15 protein-coding genes and 1 pseudogene are annotated in these 14,715 nt (G+C 46.5%); 7 read left to right on the top strand and 9 right to left on the bottom strand.

Translation table 11 applies throughout. The features are described 5' to 3' along the window. Positions 1 to 263 precede the first annotated feature (263 nt). Both C5471_RS11730 and C5471_RS11725 read left to right on the top strand, forming a co-directional pair. The gene (locus C5471_RS11730; RefSeq protein WP_133813433.1) at positions 264 to 1,349 is read left to right on the top strand and encodes a PLL family lectin; all 1,086 of its coding nucleotides are present in this window, start codon (positions 264 to 266) and stop codon (positions 1,347 to 1,349) included. A 595-nt stretch (positions 1,350 to 1,944) separates the two neighbouring features. Then, positions 1,945 to 3,063 (top strand): PLL family lectin, encoded by a 1,119-nt coding sequence (locus C5471_RS11725; RefSeq protein ID WP_133813434.1) that lies wholly within the window; start codon positions 1,945 to 1,947, stop codon positions 3,061 to 3,063. On the opposite strand, the gene C5471_RS11720 is transcribed toward C5471_RS11725, so the two are convergent. Further along, complete coding sequence (locus C5471_RS11720; RefSeq protein WP_133813435.1) at positions 3,049 to 3,582, bottom strand: recombinase family protein; 534 nt, start codon at positions 3,580 to 3,582, stop codon at positions 3,049 to 3,051. The genes C5471_RS11725 and C5471_RS11720 overlap by 15 nt on opposite strands. Before the next feature lie 202 nt (positions 3,583 to 3,784). On the opposite strand from C5471_RS11720, the gene C5471_RS11715 reads away from it, so the two are divergent. Genes C5471_RS11715 through C5471_RS11705 form a run of 3 tightly spaced genes read left to right on the top strand, consistent with a single transcriptional unit; the run spans position 3,785 to position 5,038 of the window. Next, positions 3,785 to 4,138 (top strand): antitoxin VbhA family protein, encoded by a 354-nt coding sequence (locus C5471_RS11715; RefSeq protein ID WP_207627307.1) that lies wholly within the window; start codon positions 3,785 to 3,787, stop codon positions 4,136 to 4,138. Continuing rightward, complete coding sequence (locus tag C5471_RS11710) at positions 4,113 to 4,301, top strand: hypothetical protein (RefSeq protein ID WP_133813436.1); 189 nt, start codon at positions 4,113 to 4,115, stop codon at positions 4,299 to 4,301. The genes C5471_RS11715 and C5471_RS11710 overlap by 26 nt, the downstream gene beginning before the upstream one ends. Next, complete coding sequence (locus C5471_RS11705) at positions 4,298 to 5,038, top strand: Fic family protein (RefSeq protein WP_133813437.1); 741 nt, start codon at positions 4,298 to 4,300, stop codon at positions 5,036 to 5,038. The genes C5471_RS11710 and C5471_RS11705 overlap by 4 nt, the downstream gene beginning before the upstream one ends. A 9-nt stretch (positions 5,039 to 5,047) precedes the next feature. Here the strand turns inward: C5471_RS11705 and C5471_RS11700 are convergent. Further along, a pseudogene (locus C5471_RS11700) lies at positions 5,048 to 5,167 on the bottom strand (AbiEi antitoxin N-terminal domain-containing protein); the annotation flags it as partial. A 243-nt stretch (positions 5,168 to 5,410) separates the two neighbouring features. On the opposite strand from C5471_RS11700, the gene mutS reads away from it, so the two are divergent. Together mutS and miaE are read left to right on the top strand one after the other, a co-directional pair. Next, entirely contained in the window at positions 5,411 to 7,966 is a 2,556-nt protein-coding gene (mutS, locus tag C5471_RS11695) for a DNA mismatch repair protein MutS (protein ID WP_133813438.1), read from the top strand. Between the two features lie 4 nt (positions 7,967 to 7,970). Further along, positions 7,971 to 8,732, top strand: coding sequence for a tRNA isopentenyl-2-thiomethyl-A-37 hydroxylase MiaE (gene miaE, locus C5471_RS11690; RefSeq protein ID WP_133813439.1), 762 nt, complete (start codon positions 7,971 to 7,973; stop codon positions 8,730 to 8,732). A gap of 149 nt (positions 8,733 to 8,881) precedes the next feature. Here miaE and rpoS read toward each other — a convergent pair whose 3' ends face one another. From rpoS to ispD, 7 genes are all read right to left on the bottom strand, one after another. Next, positions 8,882 to 9,880: an RNA polymerase sigma factor RpoS gene (rpoS, locus tag C5471_RS11685; RefSeq protein WP_133813440.1), complete on the bottom strand. Its 999-nt coding sequence runs from the start codon at positions 9,878 to 9,880 to the stop codon at positions 8,882 to 8,884. Between the two features lie 51 nt (positions 9,881 to 9,931). Beyond that, positions 9,932 to 10,909 carry a murein hydrolase activator NlpD gene (gene nlpD / locus C5471_RS11680; RefSeq protein ID WP_207627306.1) on the bottom strand — a complete coding sequence of 326 codons (978 nt, stop codon included), beginning with the start codon at positions 10,907 to 10,909 and terminating at the stop codon, positions 9,932 to 9,934. A 171-nt stretch (positions 10,910 to 11,080) separates the two neighbouring features. After that, complete coding sequence (locus C5471_RS11675; protein ID WP_133813442.1) at positions 11,081 to 11,707, bottom strand: protein-L-isoaspartate(D-aspartate) O-methyltransferase; 627 nt, start codon at positions 11,705 to 11,707, stop codon at positions 11,081 to 11,083. Further along, positions 11,701 to 12,465, bottom strand: coding sequence for a 5'/3'-nucleotidase SurE (gene surE, locus C5471_RS11670; RefSeq protein ID WP_133813443.1), 765 nt, complete (start codon positions 12,463 to 12,465; stop codon positions 11,701 to 11,703). The genes C5471_RS11675 and surE overlap by 7 nt, the downstream gene beginning before the upstream one ends. Further along, positions 12,443 to 13,492 (bottom strand): tRNA pseudouridine(13) synthase TruD, encoded by a 1,050-nt coding sequence (truD, locus tag C5471_RS11665; protein WP_133813444.1) that lies wholly within the window; start codon positions 13,490 to 13,492, stop codon positions 12,443 to 12,445. The genes surE and truD overlap by 23 nt, the downstream gene beginning before the upstream one ends. Positions 13,493 to 13,495: 3 nt before the next feature. Next, positions 13,496 to 13,969 (bottom strand): 2-C-methyl-D-erythritol 2,4-cyclodiphosphate synthase, encoded by a 474-nt coding sequence (gene ispF, locus C5471_RS11660; RefSeq protein ID WP_036841446.1) that lies wholly within the window; start codon positions 13,967 to 13,969, stop codon positions 13,496 to 13,498. A gap of 13 nt (positions 13,970 to 13,982) precedes the next feature. After that, positions 13,983 to 14,714 (bottom strand): 2-C-methyl-D-erythritol 4-phosphate cytidylyltransferase, encoded by a 732-nt coding sequence (gene ispD, locus C5471_RS11655; RefSeq protein WP_133813445.1) that lies wholly within the window; start codon positions 14,712 to 14,714, stop codon positions 13,983 to 13,985. Between the last annotated feature and the right edge of the window lies 1 nt (position 14,715).

Below are 14,715 nucleotides of genomic sequence, written 5' to 3'. Positions count from 1 at the left end.
TAAATAGTTTGTGTGTGATTAATAATTCTTAGGTGCTTGTACGCAAAAATACATATTAACACATGGGGTTTTATAAAATAGAATCACGTTTGTTTAATGCTTAATAAATCAGAGGTTAGCTTCAAGTAAAATATTTATTATTTCTCTTCTTAAGAAAGTAAGAAAGGGGATAAGTGGTAATATGAATGTAAGAAATTAAATGTCTTGCTTACTAAATTACTATTTGGTAAGTCATAAAGATTTTTTAAAATAGGAAAATACATATGCAAAAAGATTCTGTTGAAATATTAAATTTAGATAATACCCAGAATTCTATCACCGCGTTATCTGGAATTGTCTCGGTGACAAATAACGCCGATGGTCGGCTCGAAGCTTTCGGTGTGGGTACTGACAACGCAGTGTGGCACGATTGGCAAACAATACCAAACACCAGCTCTTCCTGGTCTGGCTGGAGATCACTCAGTGGAGGAGTCACCAGCAAACCCGCCGTTTACATCAATTCGGACGGCCGATTGGAAGTATTTGTACGTGGCACAGATAATGCACTATGGCATAACTGGCAAACCGCTCCCAATTCAGGTTGGTCAGGCTGGCAATCTTTAGGTGGCAGTATCACCAGTAACCCGGAGATATATATTAATTCCGATGGGCGGCTTGAGGTCTTTGCACGCGGCACCGATAACGCACTTTGGCACATCTGGCAAACGGTTCCCCATGCAGGTCCGTGGTCGAGCTGGGATTCGCTAGGTGGCGTGATCACGAGCAATCCTGCGGTCTGCATTAACTCCGATGGTCGGCTTGAGGTCTTTGCACGTGGTGCCGATAATGCACTCTGGCATATCTGGCAAACAGTTTCCCATGCTGGCCCGTGGTCAAACTGGGAGTCATTAAAAGGCGTGATCACGAGCGATCCAGTGGTATTCGGCAACTCCGATGGTCGGCTTGAGGTTTTTGCACGCGGCACCGATAACGCACTCTGGCATATCTGGCAAACGGTTCCCCATGCAGGTCCGTGGTCGAGCTGGGAGTCATTAAAAGGCGTGATCACCAGCAACCCTACAGTACATATCAACTCTGATGGTCGGCTTGAGGTCTTTGCACGTGGTGCCGATAATGCACTCTGGCATATCTGGCAAACGGTTTCCCATGCTGGCCCGTGGTCAAACTGGGATTCATTAAAAGGCGTGATTACCAGCGCCCCAGTGGTGGCGAAAAACGCTGACGGCCAGCTTGAAGTCTTTGCACGCGGCGGTGATAACGCACTCTGGCATATTAAACAAGCCACATCATCGTGGTCCGCTTGGGCATCCCTCGGCGGCACCTTGATCGACGCTTCCGCGATCAAATAATCTGGAAGGAACCAGCTTCGCGCCATACGCATGTAATCTTCTAGCCCGATGCATTTAAGGAAAATATTTACTGTGCTGCATCGGGCTAATAGTACCTAATTTGCTAACGTTAGCCCAACGTGCAATACATAAATCCAGCATAAGTTCGAACTCGCATATTATTATTGATAGCAAGGATATATTTTTGCCTATCCCAAATAGGCTTTTGGTTGGATATGCTTGGAAAGCAACTTTAAACAGAATAACCGTTTTAGGGAACACAATTAAATCAGGAACTGTGTTTCTCAATAGCCAGGCTATGAATTATGTGCTTTAATAATGGTAAATCAGATATTTTAAAAATAAAAACCCCAAGAGGCTTTAAAATAATTTATATGCAATTAATCAGCTTTAAATGATTACGTGAAATGACATAATGTAAAACCATATTTACCTTGATCTTATATGGGTAAAAATCATCATAAAATAAAAATATTGTTATTTATTTTTTAAAGAATAGGAGGTCAGTGAAAACGCTAATATACGAAATAAAGTATCTCTCTTATTAAATTATCATTTGGTTAATCTGAAAAGTTATTTTTAAAGAGGATATGTAATGAAACAAGAATCTATTAAAACATTAAATCCAGATAATATCGAATCCTATGTTTCCGGTGAGATAGAAATTGAAAATTCTGCGATAGCGTTATCTGGAATTGTCTCAGTGGAAAGCAATGCCGATAGTCGACTTGAGGTTTTCGGTGTAAGCACTGACAGCTCAGTGTGGCACAATTGGCAAACAATACCGCTCCCAAACTCCTCTTGGTTCGGCTGGAATAAATTTAACGGAGTAGTGACCAGCAAACCCGCCGTTCATCGTAATTCGGACGGTCGATTAGAAGTGTTCGTGCGCGGCACAGATAATGCACTATGGCACAACTGGCAGACCGCCGCTGATACCAATACTTGGTCGAGTTGGCAACCACTGTATGGTGGGATCACCAGCAACCCGGTGGTATATATCAACTCCGACGGTCGACTTGAGGTCTTTGCTCGCGGTGCCGATAACGCGTTATGGCACATCTGGCAAACCGTAGCCCATACCAATTCGTGGTCAAGCTGGAAATCTCTGGGTGGTACGCTCACAAGTAACCCAGCAGCACATATCAACGCCGATGGCCGGCTTGAGGTCTTTGTGCGCGGTGCCGATAATGCCCTTTGGCACATTTGGCAAACGGTTCCACACACTGATCAGTGGTCAAGTTGGCAGTCACTAAACGGTGTAATTACTAGCGACCCAGTGGTCATCGACACCTGCGATGGTCGGCTCGAAGTCTTTGCGCGTGGTGCCGATAGCACACTCCGGCACATCTCACAGATAAGCTCCGATTCCGTTTCATGGTCAAACTGGCAGTGCCTGGATGGTGTGATCACTAGCGCCCCGGCTGTGGTGAAGAATATCTCTGGTCGGCTTGAGGTCTTTGCACGCGGCGCTGATAACACACTCTGGCGCACCTGGCAAACTTCCCATAACGGCCCGTGGTCTAACTGGACCTCATTCACAGGCATCATCGCCAGTGCCCCAACTGTAGCGAAGAATTCAGACGGCCGGATTGAAGTCTTTGTACTTGGCCTTGATAAGGCACTCTGGCATCTCTGGCAAACCACTTCATCGTGGACCACTTGGGCTCTTATCGGCGGCACTACCTTGATCGACGCTTCAGTGATCAAATAATCTGGAGGAAACCAGCTTCGCACAAGACGAATGTAATCTTCTGGCCTGATGCACAAGGATGCGCTGCATCCGGCCAGAATACTTACCGGCTGCTTTGGCAAGTTGTACACCCTGTCGTTGCCTTTCACGGCGAAGTTCATAATCATCGCGAGCCACCTGAAAAGCTACTTTTAACAACAGTTCCTGTATAGACTCTAGGACTATGCGGGATACACCGTCGTTTTCAGCCGCCAGTTCTGATAAGTCCACGATGCCGGGAATGGTCAGTTTGGCACCTTTCCCCCTGATAGATGCGATAAGTTTTTCTGCTTCAGGAAGAGGAAGACGGCTGATGCGGTCAATCTTTTCAGCGATCATTCGGAGTAGCTCAGGCCTGTCTGGCCGGGCACCCGGTGCTTTTTCCCGGTAAATTCCTGCAATGTAGAAACCGTTAGCTACTGCCATCTTTTCGATATCAGCTTGGCGGGTTAGATCCTGTTCTGATGTACTGACTCTTTCATAGATACCAGCAATTTTCATTTGGAGGTGGCTAAAATAAGTAAAGCCATTTTGACCAATTGTAAGTGGACCGGCCAAGAATTCAAAGCCCGATCTAAATCGGCCACCCTGTTGTTAGCCACCCTAAATAGCCATGTATGTACATTGACTGTGCAATGTACATACATTAAAATAGAGATTGGCTTATACGCCAAATTGCCATTTTTTGAAAGAGGTACACGCCATGTCCAAAGAAGTGCAAATGACGTTCCGGGTTGAGCCGGAATTGCGTGCCGAGTTTGCCGACGCCGCTTTGCTGGAAGATCGCCCGGCCGCTCAGGTGCTGCGCGAATTCATGCGGGCCTATGTCAAGCAGTCGCGCGAGCGCGGCCACAGCCCGGCCAACGATGCCATTTCCCCGGCTGAGAGCCGCCGCCGCGAAGCCGCCGTGAATTTCGCCCGTTCGTCCGTAGGGCTGGAAGGCTTCAAGCCGTCCAAGGCCGCCGAGACGGGCGCACGCCAGTTCATCAAGGGTGACATCCAGCTTGCCGATTTCGTCCAGGTGAAGCCCGATGCAGAACAAGCCCACAGCCGCTAATGCGTTGACGGCCGAGCTGCGGCAGCGGCTCGAAGCCGATTACACGTTCAAGCGGGTTGTAGAGCTTGAGCTAGACCCGGTGCGCGGCAACTTCGACGCAGCGCACTTGAAGGAAGTCAACTGGCGCATCTTTCAGGACTTGCCGATGGCTTGGACTGGATGAAGCAGCGCGGCCTATCGACCGTGGACGGCCTGTTTTATGTCGCCTATTCGCGGATGGACGATGCCGCCACGGCCCGACTGGACAAGGCGCTTGAAGCAGCCAACCCCGACGAGCTGTGCGGCTTGAAGACGCCTGAATTCACGGCACGGTTCGCCAAGATTTACGCAGAGCTGGACTATGTACACCCGTTCAGCGACGGCAACAGTCGCACGCTTCGCACCTTCACTAAGCAGCTTGCCAAGGAAGCCGGCTATGAAGTCGATTGGGAGCGATTCGGCCGTAGCGATGTCGGGCGCGATCTGCTTTACATCGCCCGCGACCGCAGCGTGAACGAGCTGGCGAAGCCGAACGTCCAGCATGAAAACACTATGCGGAAAATCCTGCACACGCAGGACAGGCTAGAAGGCAACCGGGCCTTGCCCGACTTGCTGCGCGATGCAGTATGGCCAAGCCGCGCTGTGGCCTTCGAGCAGATGACTGAGCACGAAGCGTTGAAAGAGCATCCCGAGCTGCAAGAGGCATACAAGACGATGCACACGGCAGCAGCCTACTTCGCATCGAAGATGCCGGGCAAGCCCGAGGCGCAAGAGGCCGGCATTCAGTCGGTCATGAACCATGTTCAGAACCGCTTGAACGCCGGGGAGACGGCCGATTTCAGTCGTGGCCGAGAGCAGGAAAAGCAGGAGCGCCAGACCTCGCAGCAGCGACCCGAGGCAGGGCCAGAGCGTGAGCGATGACGGCTTACAACCCTTATTCATGTATTTATTCGCTAAAGAGGGGCTGATGTTGTGCTTTGTCAACCATGATTGCAACACCAAGAAGCCCGGCGTAGTATTTTGCAAAAGCCAGTTTAACTTTGATGACATAGATTCACCCTGGGGGTAACAATATGACAAATAGTGAACTATTGGGTTGCTGAAGTGTCAATTTTATTGCGCTGTAGTAAAATATCTGCCCTTTTTTCCGATCCATTCAGATCCTTACAATTTAGCCAGATCAATCACAATTAAATTTGCGAATTACTTCCAGATTTTACTTGTGTAAGTTTAAGGCTTGGTGCGATACCATAACAAAAGAATTAATTCACAAATTTAACGTAAGACAACTGCATGATTAATACAGAAACTTTCGACGCCCACACGCCCATGATGCAGCAATATCTCCGTCTTAAAGCACAGCATCCCGATATCCTGCTGTTTTATAGAATGGGGGATTTCTATGAACTCTTTTATGACGATGCTAAAAAAGCCGCAAAATTGCTGGATATTTCGCTGACCAAACGAGGTCAATCTGCCGGGAATCCTATTCCGATGGCGGGTGTGCCACATCATGCAGTAGAAAACTATTTAGCTAAACTGGTTCAATTAGGCGAGTCAGTCGCTATCTGTGAGCAAGTTGGTGATCCCGCCACCAGCAAAGGCCCGGTTGAGCGTAAAGTTGTTCGCATCGTTACCCCCGGTACCGTAACAGATGAAGCTTTATTACAGGAACGGCAAGATAACCTGCTCGCAGCCATCTGGCACGATAATCAGGGATTTGGCTATGCCACGCTGGATTTAACATCTGGTCGCTTCCAAATATCCGAAACGGCAGAACAGGAAACGATGTCAGCTGAATTGCAACGTAGCCGTCCTGTTGAATTGCTCTATCCTGAAAGTTTTGAGTATATGGCTTTGATTGAAAATTATCATGGCCTGCGCCGTCGTCCTTTATGGGAATTTGAACTGGATACAGCAAAGCAGCAACTTAATCTGCAATTTGGTACCCGTGATCTGGTCGGTTTTGGTGTGGAAAAAGCAACTCTCGCTCTGCGTGCCGCAGGTTGCCTGTTGCAATACGTCAAAGATACTCAGCGCACAGCTTTGCCTCACATCCGTGGCATCACGGTGGAGCGTCAGCAAGATACGGTCATTATGGATGCAGCAACCCGCCGTAATCTGGAGCTGACACAAAATTTGTCTGGTAGTACAGATAATACTCTCGCTTCCGTTCTTGATCTGTGTGTAACGCCAATGGGTAGTCGAATGTTGAAGCGCTGGTTGCATGCTCCTGTCAGGGATCGCCAGATATTGGCGAATCGTCAGCAGGCCATTGCTACCTTGCAGGAAATTGGGTTGGAGTTGCAGCCATTTTTACTGCAAGTCGGTGATTTGGAACGTGTGTTGGCCCGCCTGGCTCTACGCTCTGCCCGGCCACGGGATCTGGCAAGAATGCGCCATGCATTCCAGCAATTGCCTGATATCCATCAGATTATGGACTCTTCGGATTCACCGTATATCAAACAATTACAGAAAAACATTGGTCAATTTGATGAGCTACAGGAATTGCTTGAAAAAGCGATTGTAGAAACACCACCGGTATTGGTTCGGGATGGTGGCGTGATCGCGCCCGGCTATAACAGCGAGTTGGATGAGTGGCGTGCATTGGCTGATGGTGCCAGTAACTATTTGGAACAACTGGAAATCCGCGAACGTGAAAAACTGGGCATTGATACTCTGAAAGTCGGCTTTAATGGTGTTCATGGCTACTATATTCAAGTCAGTCGTGGACAGAGCCATCAGGTGCCCATTCATTATGTCCGCCGCCAGACACTGAAAAATGCTGAACGCTATATCATTCCTGAACTAAAAGAATATGAAGATAAGGTTCTGACTTCTAAAGGGAAGTCTTTGGCAATAGAGAAAGCCCTGTACGAGGAATTATTCGATCTATTACTGCCTCACTTAGCCAAATTACAAGCCAGCGCCGAAGCACTGGCTGAACTTGATGTATTGGCAAACCTGGCTGAACGAGCAGAAACCTTGAGTTATGTCTGCCCAACACTGAACGATAAACCGGGAATTCAAATCACCGGCGGTCGTCATCCCGTTGTTGAGCAAGTTCTGCGTGAACCATTTATCTCCAACCCACTCTCGTTATCCTCACAGCGACGTCTGCTAATTATTACCGGTCCAAATATGGGCGGTAAAAGTACCTATATGCGTCAGGCAGCCCTTATTACACTTCTGGCTTATATCGGCAGCTTTGTGCCTGCCGAGAAAGCGGTAATCGGCCCAGTTGACCGCATATTTACCCGTGTGGGTGCTTCCGATGATCTGGCATCGGGCCGTTCAACTTTTATGGTGGAAATGACAGAAACTGCCAATATCCTGCACAATGCAACAGAACAAAGCCTGGTGTTGATGGATGAAATTGGCAGAGGGACATCAACTTACGATGGTCTTTCTCTGGCATGGGCATGTGCAGAAAATCTGGCAAACCGCATTAAAGCAATGACTCTGTTTGCCACTCACTATTTTGAGTTGACCACGTTGCCGGAAAAACTCGAGGGTGTGGTTAATATTCATCTGGATGCGGTGGAACATGGGGATACCATCGCATTTATGCACAGCGTACAAGATGGCGCAGCCAGTAAGAGTTATGGGCTAGCAGTGGCTTCTCTCGCAGGCGTGCCACGCGAAGTGATTAAACGGGCGCGCCAGAAACTTAAAGAGCTCGAATCGCTGTCCAACAATGCAACTGCAAGTCATGTGGATACACCGCAACTTGCGCTGTTAACAGAAGAAACCTCACCGGCGGTTGAAGCATTGGAAAATCTCAATCCAGACTCCCTGACGCCTCGCCAAGCATTGGAATGGATTTATCGGTTGAAAGATATGGTGTAAGAAAGTGTTCGACAAAAACCTTTTACAACCGATCTCCCGTTTTTTGCAATGTGAAACCCCTGATTTGTGGGTGGATAAAGCAAAACAACTGGAAAATTTACCTGTGCTTCTGCGCGATCATTTATTGTGTGAATTGAAAGCAGCACAGAGCGCTATGTACTTGATCCGCAAGTATGCTGTGGATCAGCAAAGCGCGGATACACTGCTGGCATGGTTTAAACCCTATGAAGATTTTGCCTATAAAAAAATTGGCGATCTCCATTCATTAAGAAGTCAAAACCAGGCTACTAAGCAGATCACCGCCAAAGCTGATTCACCATACAGTCAAGATCTGATTGATAAGATGGTATTGCTGATCAAAGAAGAGTTACATCATTTCTATCAGGTGCTGGAGATCATGGATGCACGTAATATTCGCTATGAAAGTATCAGCGCCAGCCGTTATGCCAAAGGAATGTTTAGCCATATCATCAACCACGAACCTTATACACTGGTGGATAAATTGATTATCGGTGCCTATATTGAGGCACGCTCCTGTGAGCGTTTTGCCAAACTGGCACCTCATCTTGATGAAGAATTGAGTAAATTTTATATCTCGCTACTTCGCTCTGAAGCACGCCATTACCAGGATTATCTTGTACTGGCTCAATCTATTGCGAATGAAGATATTACCGAGCGGGTTAACTATTTTGGTCGTGTTGAAGCCGAACTGATTCAAAATCCAGATAGCGATTTTAAATTCCATAGCGGCATTCCAGTTGATTGAACAGGTGAAAATTAAAAAGGTAAACTTATCAGCTTGATAAAGATATGACATCAGCAGAATCATACTGTTGGGGCTTCATACAGCCCCTTTCATGGCGTGGTTCTGCTGATATCCCTGTTTATAGTGCAAATCATTTAATCAAAATAGGATTAAGTACGAAATAACGCTTCAATATTCAAACCCTGGGTTTGCATAATATCTTTCAAACGCCGCAAACCTTCGACTTGGATCTGACGCACTCTTTCCCTTGTTAAACCGATCTCTTTTCCTACATCTTCCAGCGTTTCAGCCTCATACCCCAAAAGACCAAAGCGACGGGCTAATACTTCACGTTGCTTCGAATTCAACTCAAACAACCATTTGACGATACTCTTCTTCATATCATCTTCTTGCGTTGTTCCCTCCGGTCCTGTTTCATTTTCATCAGATAGAACGTCCAATAATGCTTTATCGGAATCGCTGCTAATGGGTGTATCAACCGAAATGATACGTTCATTTAACCGCAACATACGGCTTACATCATCAACCGATTTATCCAGTTGTTCTGCTATCTCTTCCGGGCTAGGTTCATGGTCTAATTTATGGGCGAGTTCCCTTGCTGTACGCAAATAGACGTTGAGCTCTTTAACAATATGGATTGGCAACCGGATAGTACGGGTTTGATTCATAATCGCCCGTTCAATAGTTTGCCGAATCCACCATGTTGCATAGGTAGAAAACCTGAACCCACGCTCCGGGTCAAATTTTTCAACAGCACGGATAAGACCAAGATTGCCTTCTTCAATCAAATCAAGAAGCGCTAACCCCCTATTACTGTAACGACGAGAAATTTTAACAACCAGCCTCAGGTTACTCTCGATCATTCTCTGGCGGGCCAGAACATCACCACGTAATGCCCGCCTGGCGAAAAAAACTTCTTCTTCCGCAGTCAACAAAGGAGAAAAACCAATCTCGCCGAGATAAAGCTGTGTCGCATCAAGAACTCGCTGGTTCATACCCTGCAATACATCTAAATCATTCTCGAGATCAGCCTGGTCATCCTCACCATTTTTTAATAATTTCTCATCGAAGTTGTCAGCTTCAATACCACTTTCATCTAAATCCGCATCATCATACAACTCGTTAACTTTCAGCGTATTTTGGCTCATAAGCTGCCCCTACCCATGATAATGCAGGCAGAATTCAGCATTCTGCCCAGTTTATCGCTGCGAAAGATAACGCAGCGGGTTTACGGATTTTCCCTTGTAACGAATTTCAAAGTGTAATCTTACAGAGCTGGTACCCGTGCTACCCATAGTGGCAATTTTTTGCCCCGCCTTAATGTCCTGTTGCTCACGAACCAGCATTGTATCGTTATGAGCATAGGCACTCAGGTAGTCATCGTTATGTTTTATAATTATCAGATTTCCATATCCACGTAAGGCGCTTCCGGCGTAGACAACTCGGCCACCTGCTGTTGCGAATACTGACTGACCACTACTGCCAGCAATATCAATCCCTTTGTTACCCCCTTGGGTATCAGAGAAATTTTCAATCACTTTGCCTTCAGCGGGCCACATCCAACTGCTGACAGTACTGTTTCCACTGCTCACGGTTGTCGTCGGTGATTTTACATACGTATTGTTTACGGTTGACGTAGTTGCCTGTGGCAACATTTTTACACTTTTCTGTTTTCCGGAATTTGCAGGATACGCATTAGTTGATTGAGAATCAACCAGCGTTGTTTGCTTTTGATTATGGCTATAAGTGGTTAACATCCCGCCGCTGCCGGTCCTCAAAGTCTGTCCTACCGTCAGGCTATAAGGTTCTGAAATATTATTTTTGCACGCAAGATCACGAAAATCACTCCCCGTTATCCAAGCAATATAAAACAGAGTATCACCGTGCCTTACGGTATAAGTGTTGCCGTTATAGCTACCTTTGGGAATACTTTCATAATCACGGTCATAAATAATTCTTCCTTGTGAATTGCTACCGGTAGTACTCATTGATGACCGTGAAGATAGCATTGGTGTAGAGATAGCAGAGCGGTCTGAAGAGATTTCCGGACGATTGATACCCCTGCTTTGTTCCTGATTAATACTGGTGATAGGTGCTGGGCGAGTTGGCGGATTTGTACAACCAACTAACCAGATTCCCATCAATGAACAAATTACAATCCGCTGTATTTTCTTCATTGGGCTTCCCGAATTCATACTTTCTTCCCCCATAACGGCAAAATAATAAGCGTAAAAATCAATAACTCTTAAAGGTTATACATAACCACAAAAATTTCAAAACAAAAATAATTTCGCTTATTAAAGCAAATATAACCATTAATTGAAAAATAGTTGCAATAGACTACAAATTTAAGCCAGTTCCCCTTGAACAAGAGGCACAAACCGTACAGCTTCAATCACTTCACTATGAAAACCATTGCCATGACGTTTCACAGATTTAAGTATTTGTGTCTGTTCACCCACGGGCAAAACCATAACACCACCATCAGCAAGCTGGAACATCAGTTCTTGTGGGATATACGGAGGCGCTGCGGTTACGATAATAGCATCAAATAACCCACGCGACGGCCATCCTTGCCAGCCATCCCCATGACGGGTTGAGACATTATGCAAGTCAAGCTGTTTCAATCTGCGTTTAGCCTGCCACTGTAAACCTTTTATCCGTTCTACCGAAAAAATATGTTTGACCAAATGAGCTAATATCGCCGTCTGATAACCAGAGCCTGTACCAATTTCCAGTACCTTCGCGTCAGGTGTTAATTGAAGCAGTTCAGTCATTCGGGCGACAATATAAGGTTGAGAGATCGTTTGCCCATAACCAATAGGCAACGCCGTATTTTCATACGCTTTATGCGCCAATGCTTCATCGACAAAACGCTCCCTGGGCACAGCAGAAATGGCTGCCAGTAAACGTTCATCTTTTATTCCCTGCTGGCGTAATTGTGTCAGCAAATTTTTCATTGCCCGACTTAGCATTCTCCATCAACCTCAGCTTTAGCTAACCAGTCTCTGACTAACTCCTGCGCTTTATACGCAGTCAGATCGACCTGCAATGGTGTAATAGAGACATATCCCTGTTCTACAGCTGCAAAATCTGTTTCAGGCCCCGCATCATGTTTATCTCCCGGCGGCCCCAACCAGTAAAGCATGTTTCCTTTCGGATCTTGCATGGAGTAGACCTCTTCTGCGGCATGACGACTACCACAGCGCGTTACCCGAAAACCTTTAATTTGATCAAGTGGCAGATCAGGTACATTCACATTCAGAATATTACCTGCTCTCAAAGGTGCTGTTTGTAACATTTGCAGCAAACGGCGTGTGATTTCTGCCGCCGTTTCGTAATACGATTCGCCATCAAGTGAAATAGCCAATGCCGGTAATCCCAAGTGACGGCCTTCCATCGCGGCAGCAACAGTACCTGAGTAAATCACATCATCCCCAAGGTTGGGGCCACGGTTAATACCAGAAACAACAACTTCCGGGCGTGGAAGAACTAAGCGATTAACACCGAGATAAACACAATCTGTTGGTGTGCCATCCAGCACCGAGATATCCCCATTCTCCAGCGTATGAATTCTTAATGAACGATCAAGTGTCAATGCATTAGATGCGCCGCTCCGGTTACGATCAGGCGCAACAATCTGCACATGATAGCTTTCCCGCAATGTTGTCGCCAAAACCTGAATACCTGGTGCGGTGACACCATCATCATTACTCAGCAATATTCGTAACATTATTTTGATCCTGATTGATGATTTCCCTGACCACACTGGTAGCAAAACTGCCGGCAGGCAACCAGAAATTGATTTTTACCCTGCTATTATCTGACCATTCCCAACGCAGATTCTGAGGCTGAACCAGAATAGCCCTGCGGGTACAATCTACTCTTTCCCGTTTGATAAGTTCCCACAATGATTCATAAGGCTGCAAATATTGCTGTTCAAAATCCGCAGATTGATGCTGTGTTCCCAATTCACCACTGCCAGGCAGTGGCGCGGTTATCTGTAGCTCGCCGTCGATGACCCGCTGCTGCAATAAAGGTAACTCTGCTTTGTCAGCAACAAACCAACTACCACGCCCCGTTAATTGTAAGGCGTCACCATTAATCACCTGCTGCTGCTGTTCAAGAGCAATCCGCGCACTCGCCACCGCATTAAACATAGCACTGCGACTGGCTGAAAGATAAAAGCTGCGTTTATTTCTCTCTTTTACCTGGATTTCATTATCCGCCCAGCGTTGCGCCTGAACCAGATTCTGCCCATCCCGTCCAAAACGCTGTTCACCAAAATAGTTAGGAACCCCAGTTTGTTGAATCAGTTGTAATCTGTTTTCAACAAATTGGTGATGGCTGATTTCCCGTAAAATCAGAGTAAATGAATTTCCTTTCAGTGCCCCAATGCGCAGTTTACGTTTCTGACGATTTGTCGCCAGAACCTCACATCCTTCAAGCTGAAACGATGCAAAATTAGGATCCTGTTTACCGGGTAAGTGTAAGCAAAACCATTGTTCTGTCACTGCGTTGCGGTCTTTTAAACCGGCATAACTGACCGATCTAGGCGGTATACCTGCGAAACGGGCGAGGTTCTCTGCAACAAATTGAGTATTACAACCCGTTTTACGGATATGCACCATCAAGTGCTCACCTTCCCCGTCAGGAGAAAAACCTAAATCCTCGCGGACAATAAAATCATCTGGTGAAGCTTTTAATATCCCCGTCGCTTCCGGTTGCCCATACAGCCAATTTAATTCAGCTAATACCATCAATTATTCCTTAACCAGCAAAGCCACCGCTTCGCAAGCAATACCTTCTTTACGTCCAACAAATCCCAATTTTTCGGTCGTTGTGGCTTTAACATTGATATCATCAATGTGGCATTGCAGATCTTCTGCCAGATTGACTCTCATTTGCGGGACATGCGGCAGCATTTTTGGTGCCTGAGCAATAATCGTAATATCCAAATTACCGATCCGATAACCCTTTTCTCTGATACGACGATAAGCTTCACGCAATAACTTACGGCTATCCACACCTTTAAATGCCGGATCAGTATCCGGGAACAATTTCCCGATATCACCCAATGCCGCCGCCCCTAACAAAGCGTCAGTTGCTGCATGGAGAGCAACATCACCATCAGAGTGAGCCAATAGCCCTTGTTCATAAGGGATACGGACACCACCGATAATAATCGGCCCTTCACCACCAAATTTATGCACATCGAAACCGTGTCCGATTCTCATGATGTCTGTTCCTTCATTTTCTGGACAGATAAAATTCTGCCAATGCCAAGTCCTCGCGGCGCGTGACTTTTATATTGTCCGAACGCCCGTGAACCAATACCGGTTGATAGCCACAATATTCCAGTGCAGAAGCTTCGTCAGTGATATTAGCGTGTTGTGACAGTGCTTTTGATAAGCTATCCCTCAGTAACATCAGTGGAAAAAACTGCGGTGTTAGCGCATGCCAGAGATCTTGGCGCTCTACCGTATGGTCAATAACCTGACCAACACCTCCACGTTTCATCGTATCGCTGACCGGAGATGCTAGAATACCACCACATGCCATATTTCCCTGTTCATCCGTTTCTGCCAATTGTAGCAAACGTTCAAGATCGTCATGGTGTAAACAAGGACGGGCTGCATCATGCACTAAAACCCAGCGATTATCATTCCCGGCCAAATGAGCCAGATGGTTTAAACCAGCCAATACAGAATCTGCCCGCTGCTTCCCTCCGATTACCGTCGTAATGCGCGGATTTGATGCAACCTCAAGAAATTGAAACTGTGTATCAGCAGGATTTAAAACAACCACAACGCGTTGAATACGGGGATGAGCAAGTAATGCAGCCAGAGTGTGTTCAATAACAGCTTTTCCGGCAATAGACAGATATTGCTTTGGGCAATCCGAATTCATTCGGCTACCAATGCCCGCTGCGGGTACCAAAGCAATAATATCAGCACAGGAATGCAATAATAGATCGTTCATT

The sequence above is a fragment of the Photorhabdus tasmaniensis genome (assembly GCF_011189505.1).
In the GTDB taxonomy this organism is placed as follows: Bacteria; Pseudomonadota; Gammaproteobacteria; order Enterobacterales; family Enterobacteriaceae; genus Photorhabdus; species Photorhabdus tasmaniensis.
Note: the sequence above shows the minus strand (reverse complement) of the source record. Positions and strands in the feature narration are given on the sequence as shown.

Excerpts from the sequence above, each read along its gene's own strand:
- C5471_RS11730 (WP_133813433.1), top strand. The coding sequence starts at position 264 with ATGCAAAAAGATTCTGTTGAAATATTAAATTTAGATAATACCCAGAAT.
- nlpD (WP_207627306.1), bottom strand. The coding sequence starts at position 10,909 with ATGAAGAAAATACAGCGGATTGTAATTTGTTCATTGATGGGAATCTGG.
- C5471_RS11720 (WP_133813435.1), bottom strand. The coding sequence starts at position 3,582 with ATGAAAATTGCTGGTATCTATGAAAGAGTCAGTACATCAGAACAGGAT.
- surE (WP_133813443.1), bottom strand. The coding sequence starts at position 12,465 with ATGTTACGAATATTGCTGAGTAATGATGATGGTGTCACCGCACCAGGT.
- C5471_RS11710 (WP_133813436.1), top strand. The coding sequence starts at position 4,113 with ATGCAGAACAAGCCCACAGCCGCTAATGCGTTGACGGCCGAGCTGCGG.
- mutS (WP_133813438.1), top strand. The coding sequence starts at position 5,411 with ATGATTAATACAGAAACTTTCGACGCCCACACGCCCATGATGCAGCAA.
- C5471_RS11705 (WP_133813437.1), top strand. The coding sequence starts at position 4,298 with ATGAAGCAGCGCGGCCTATCGACCGTGGACGGCCTGTTTTATGTCGCC.
- C5471_RS11675 (WP_133813442.1), bottom strand. The coding sequence starts at position 11,707 with ATGCTAAGTCGGGCAATGAAAAATTTGCTGACACAATTACGCCAGCAG.
- ispD (WP_133813445.1), bottom strand. The coding sequence starts at position 14,714 with ATGAACGATCTATTATTGCATTCCTGTGCTGATATTATTGCTTTGGTA.
- C5471_RS11715 (WP_207627307.1), top strand. The coding sequence starts at position 3,785 with ATGTCCAAAGAAGTGCAAATGACGTTCCGGGTTGAGCCGGAATTGCGT.
- C5471_RS11725 (WP_133813434.1), top strand. The coding sequence starts at position 1,945 with ATGAAACAAGAATCTATTAAAACATTAAATCCAGATAATATCGAATCC.
- ispF (WP_036841446.1), bottom strand. The coding sequence starts at position 13,969 with ATGAGAATCGGACACGGTTTCGATGTGCATAAATTTGGTGGTGAAGGG.
- rpoS (WP_133813440.1), bottom strand. The coding sequence starts at position 9,880 with ATGAGCCAAAATACGCTGAAAGTTAACGAGTTGTATGATGATGCGGAT.
- truD (WP_133813444.1), bottom strand. The coding sequence starts at position 13,492 with ATGGTATTAGCTGAATTAAATTGGCTGTATGGGCAACCGGAAGCGACG.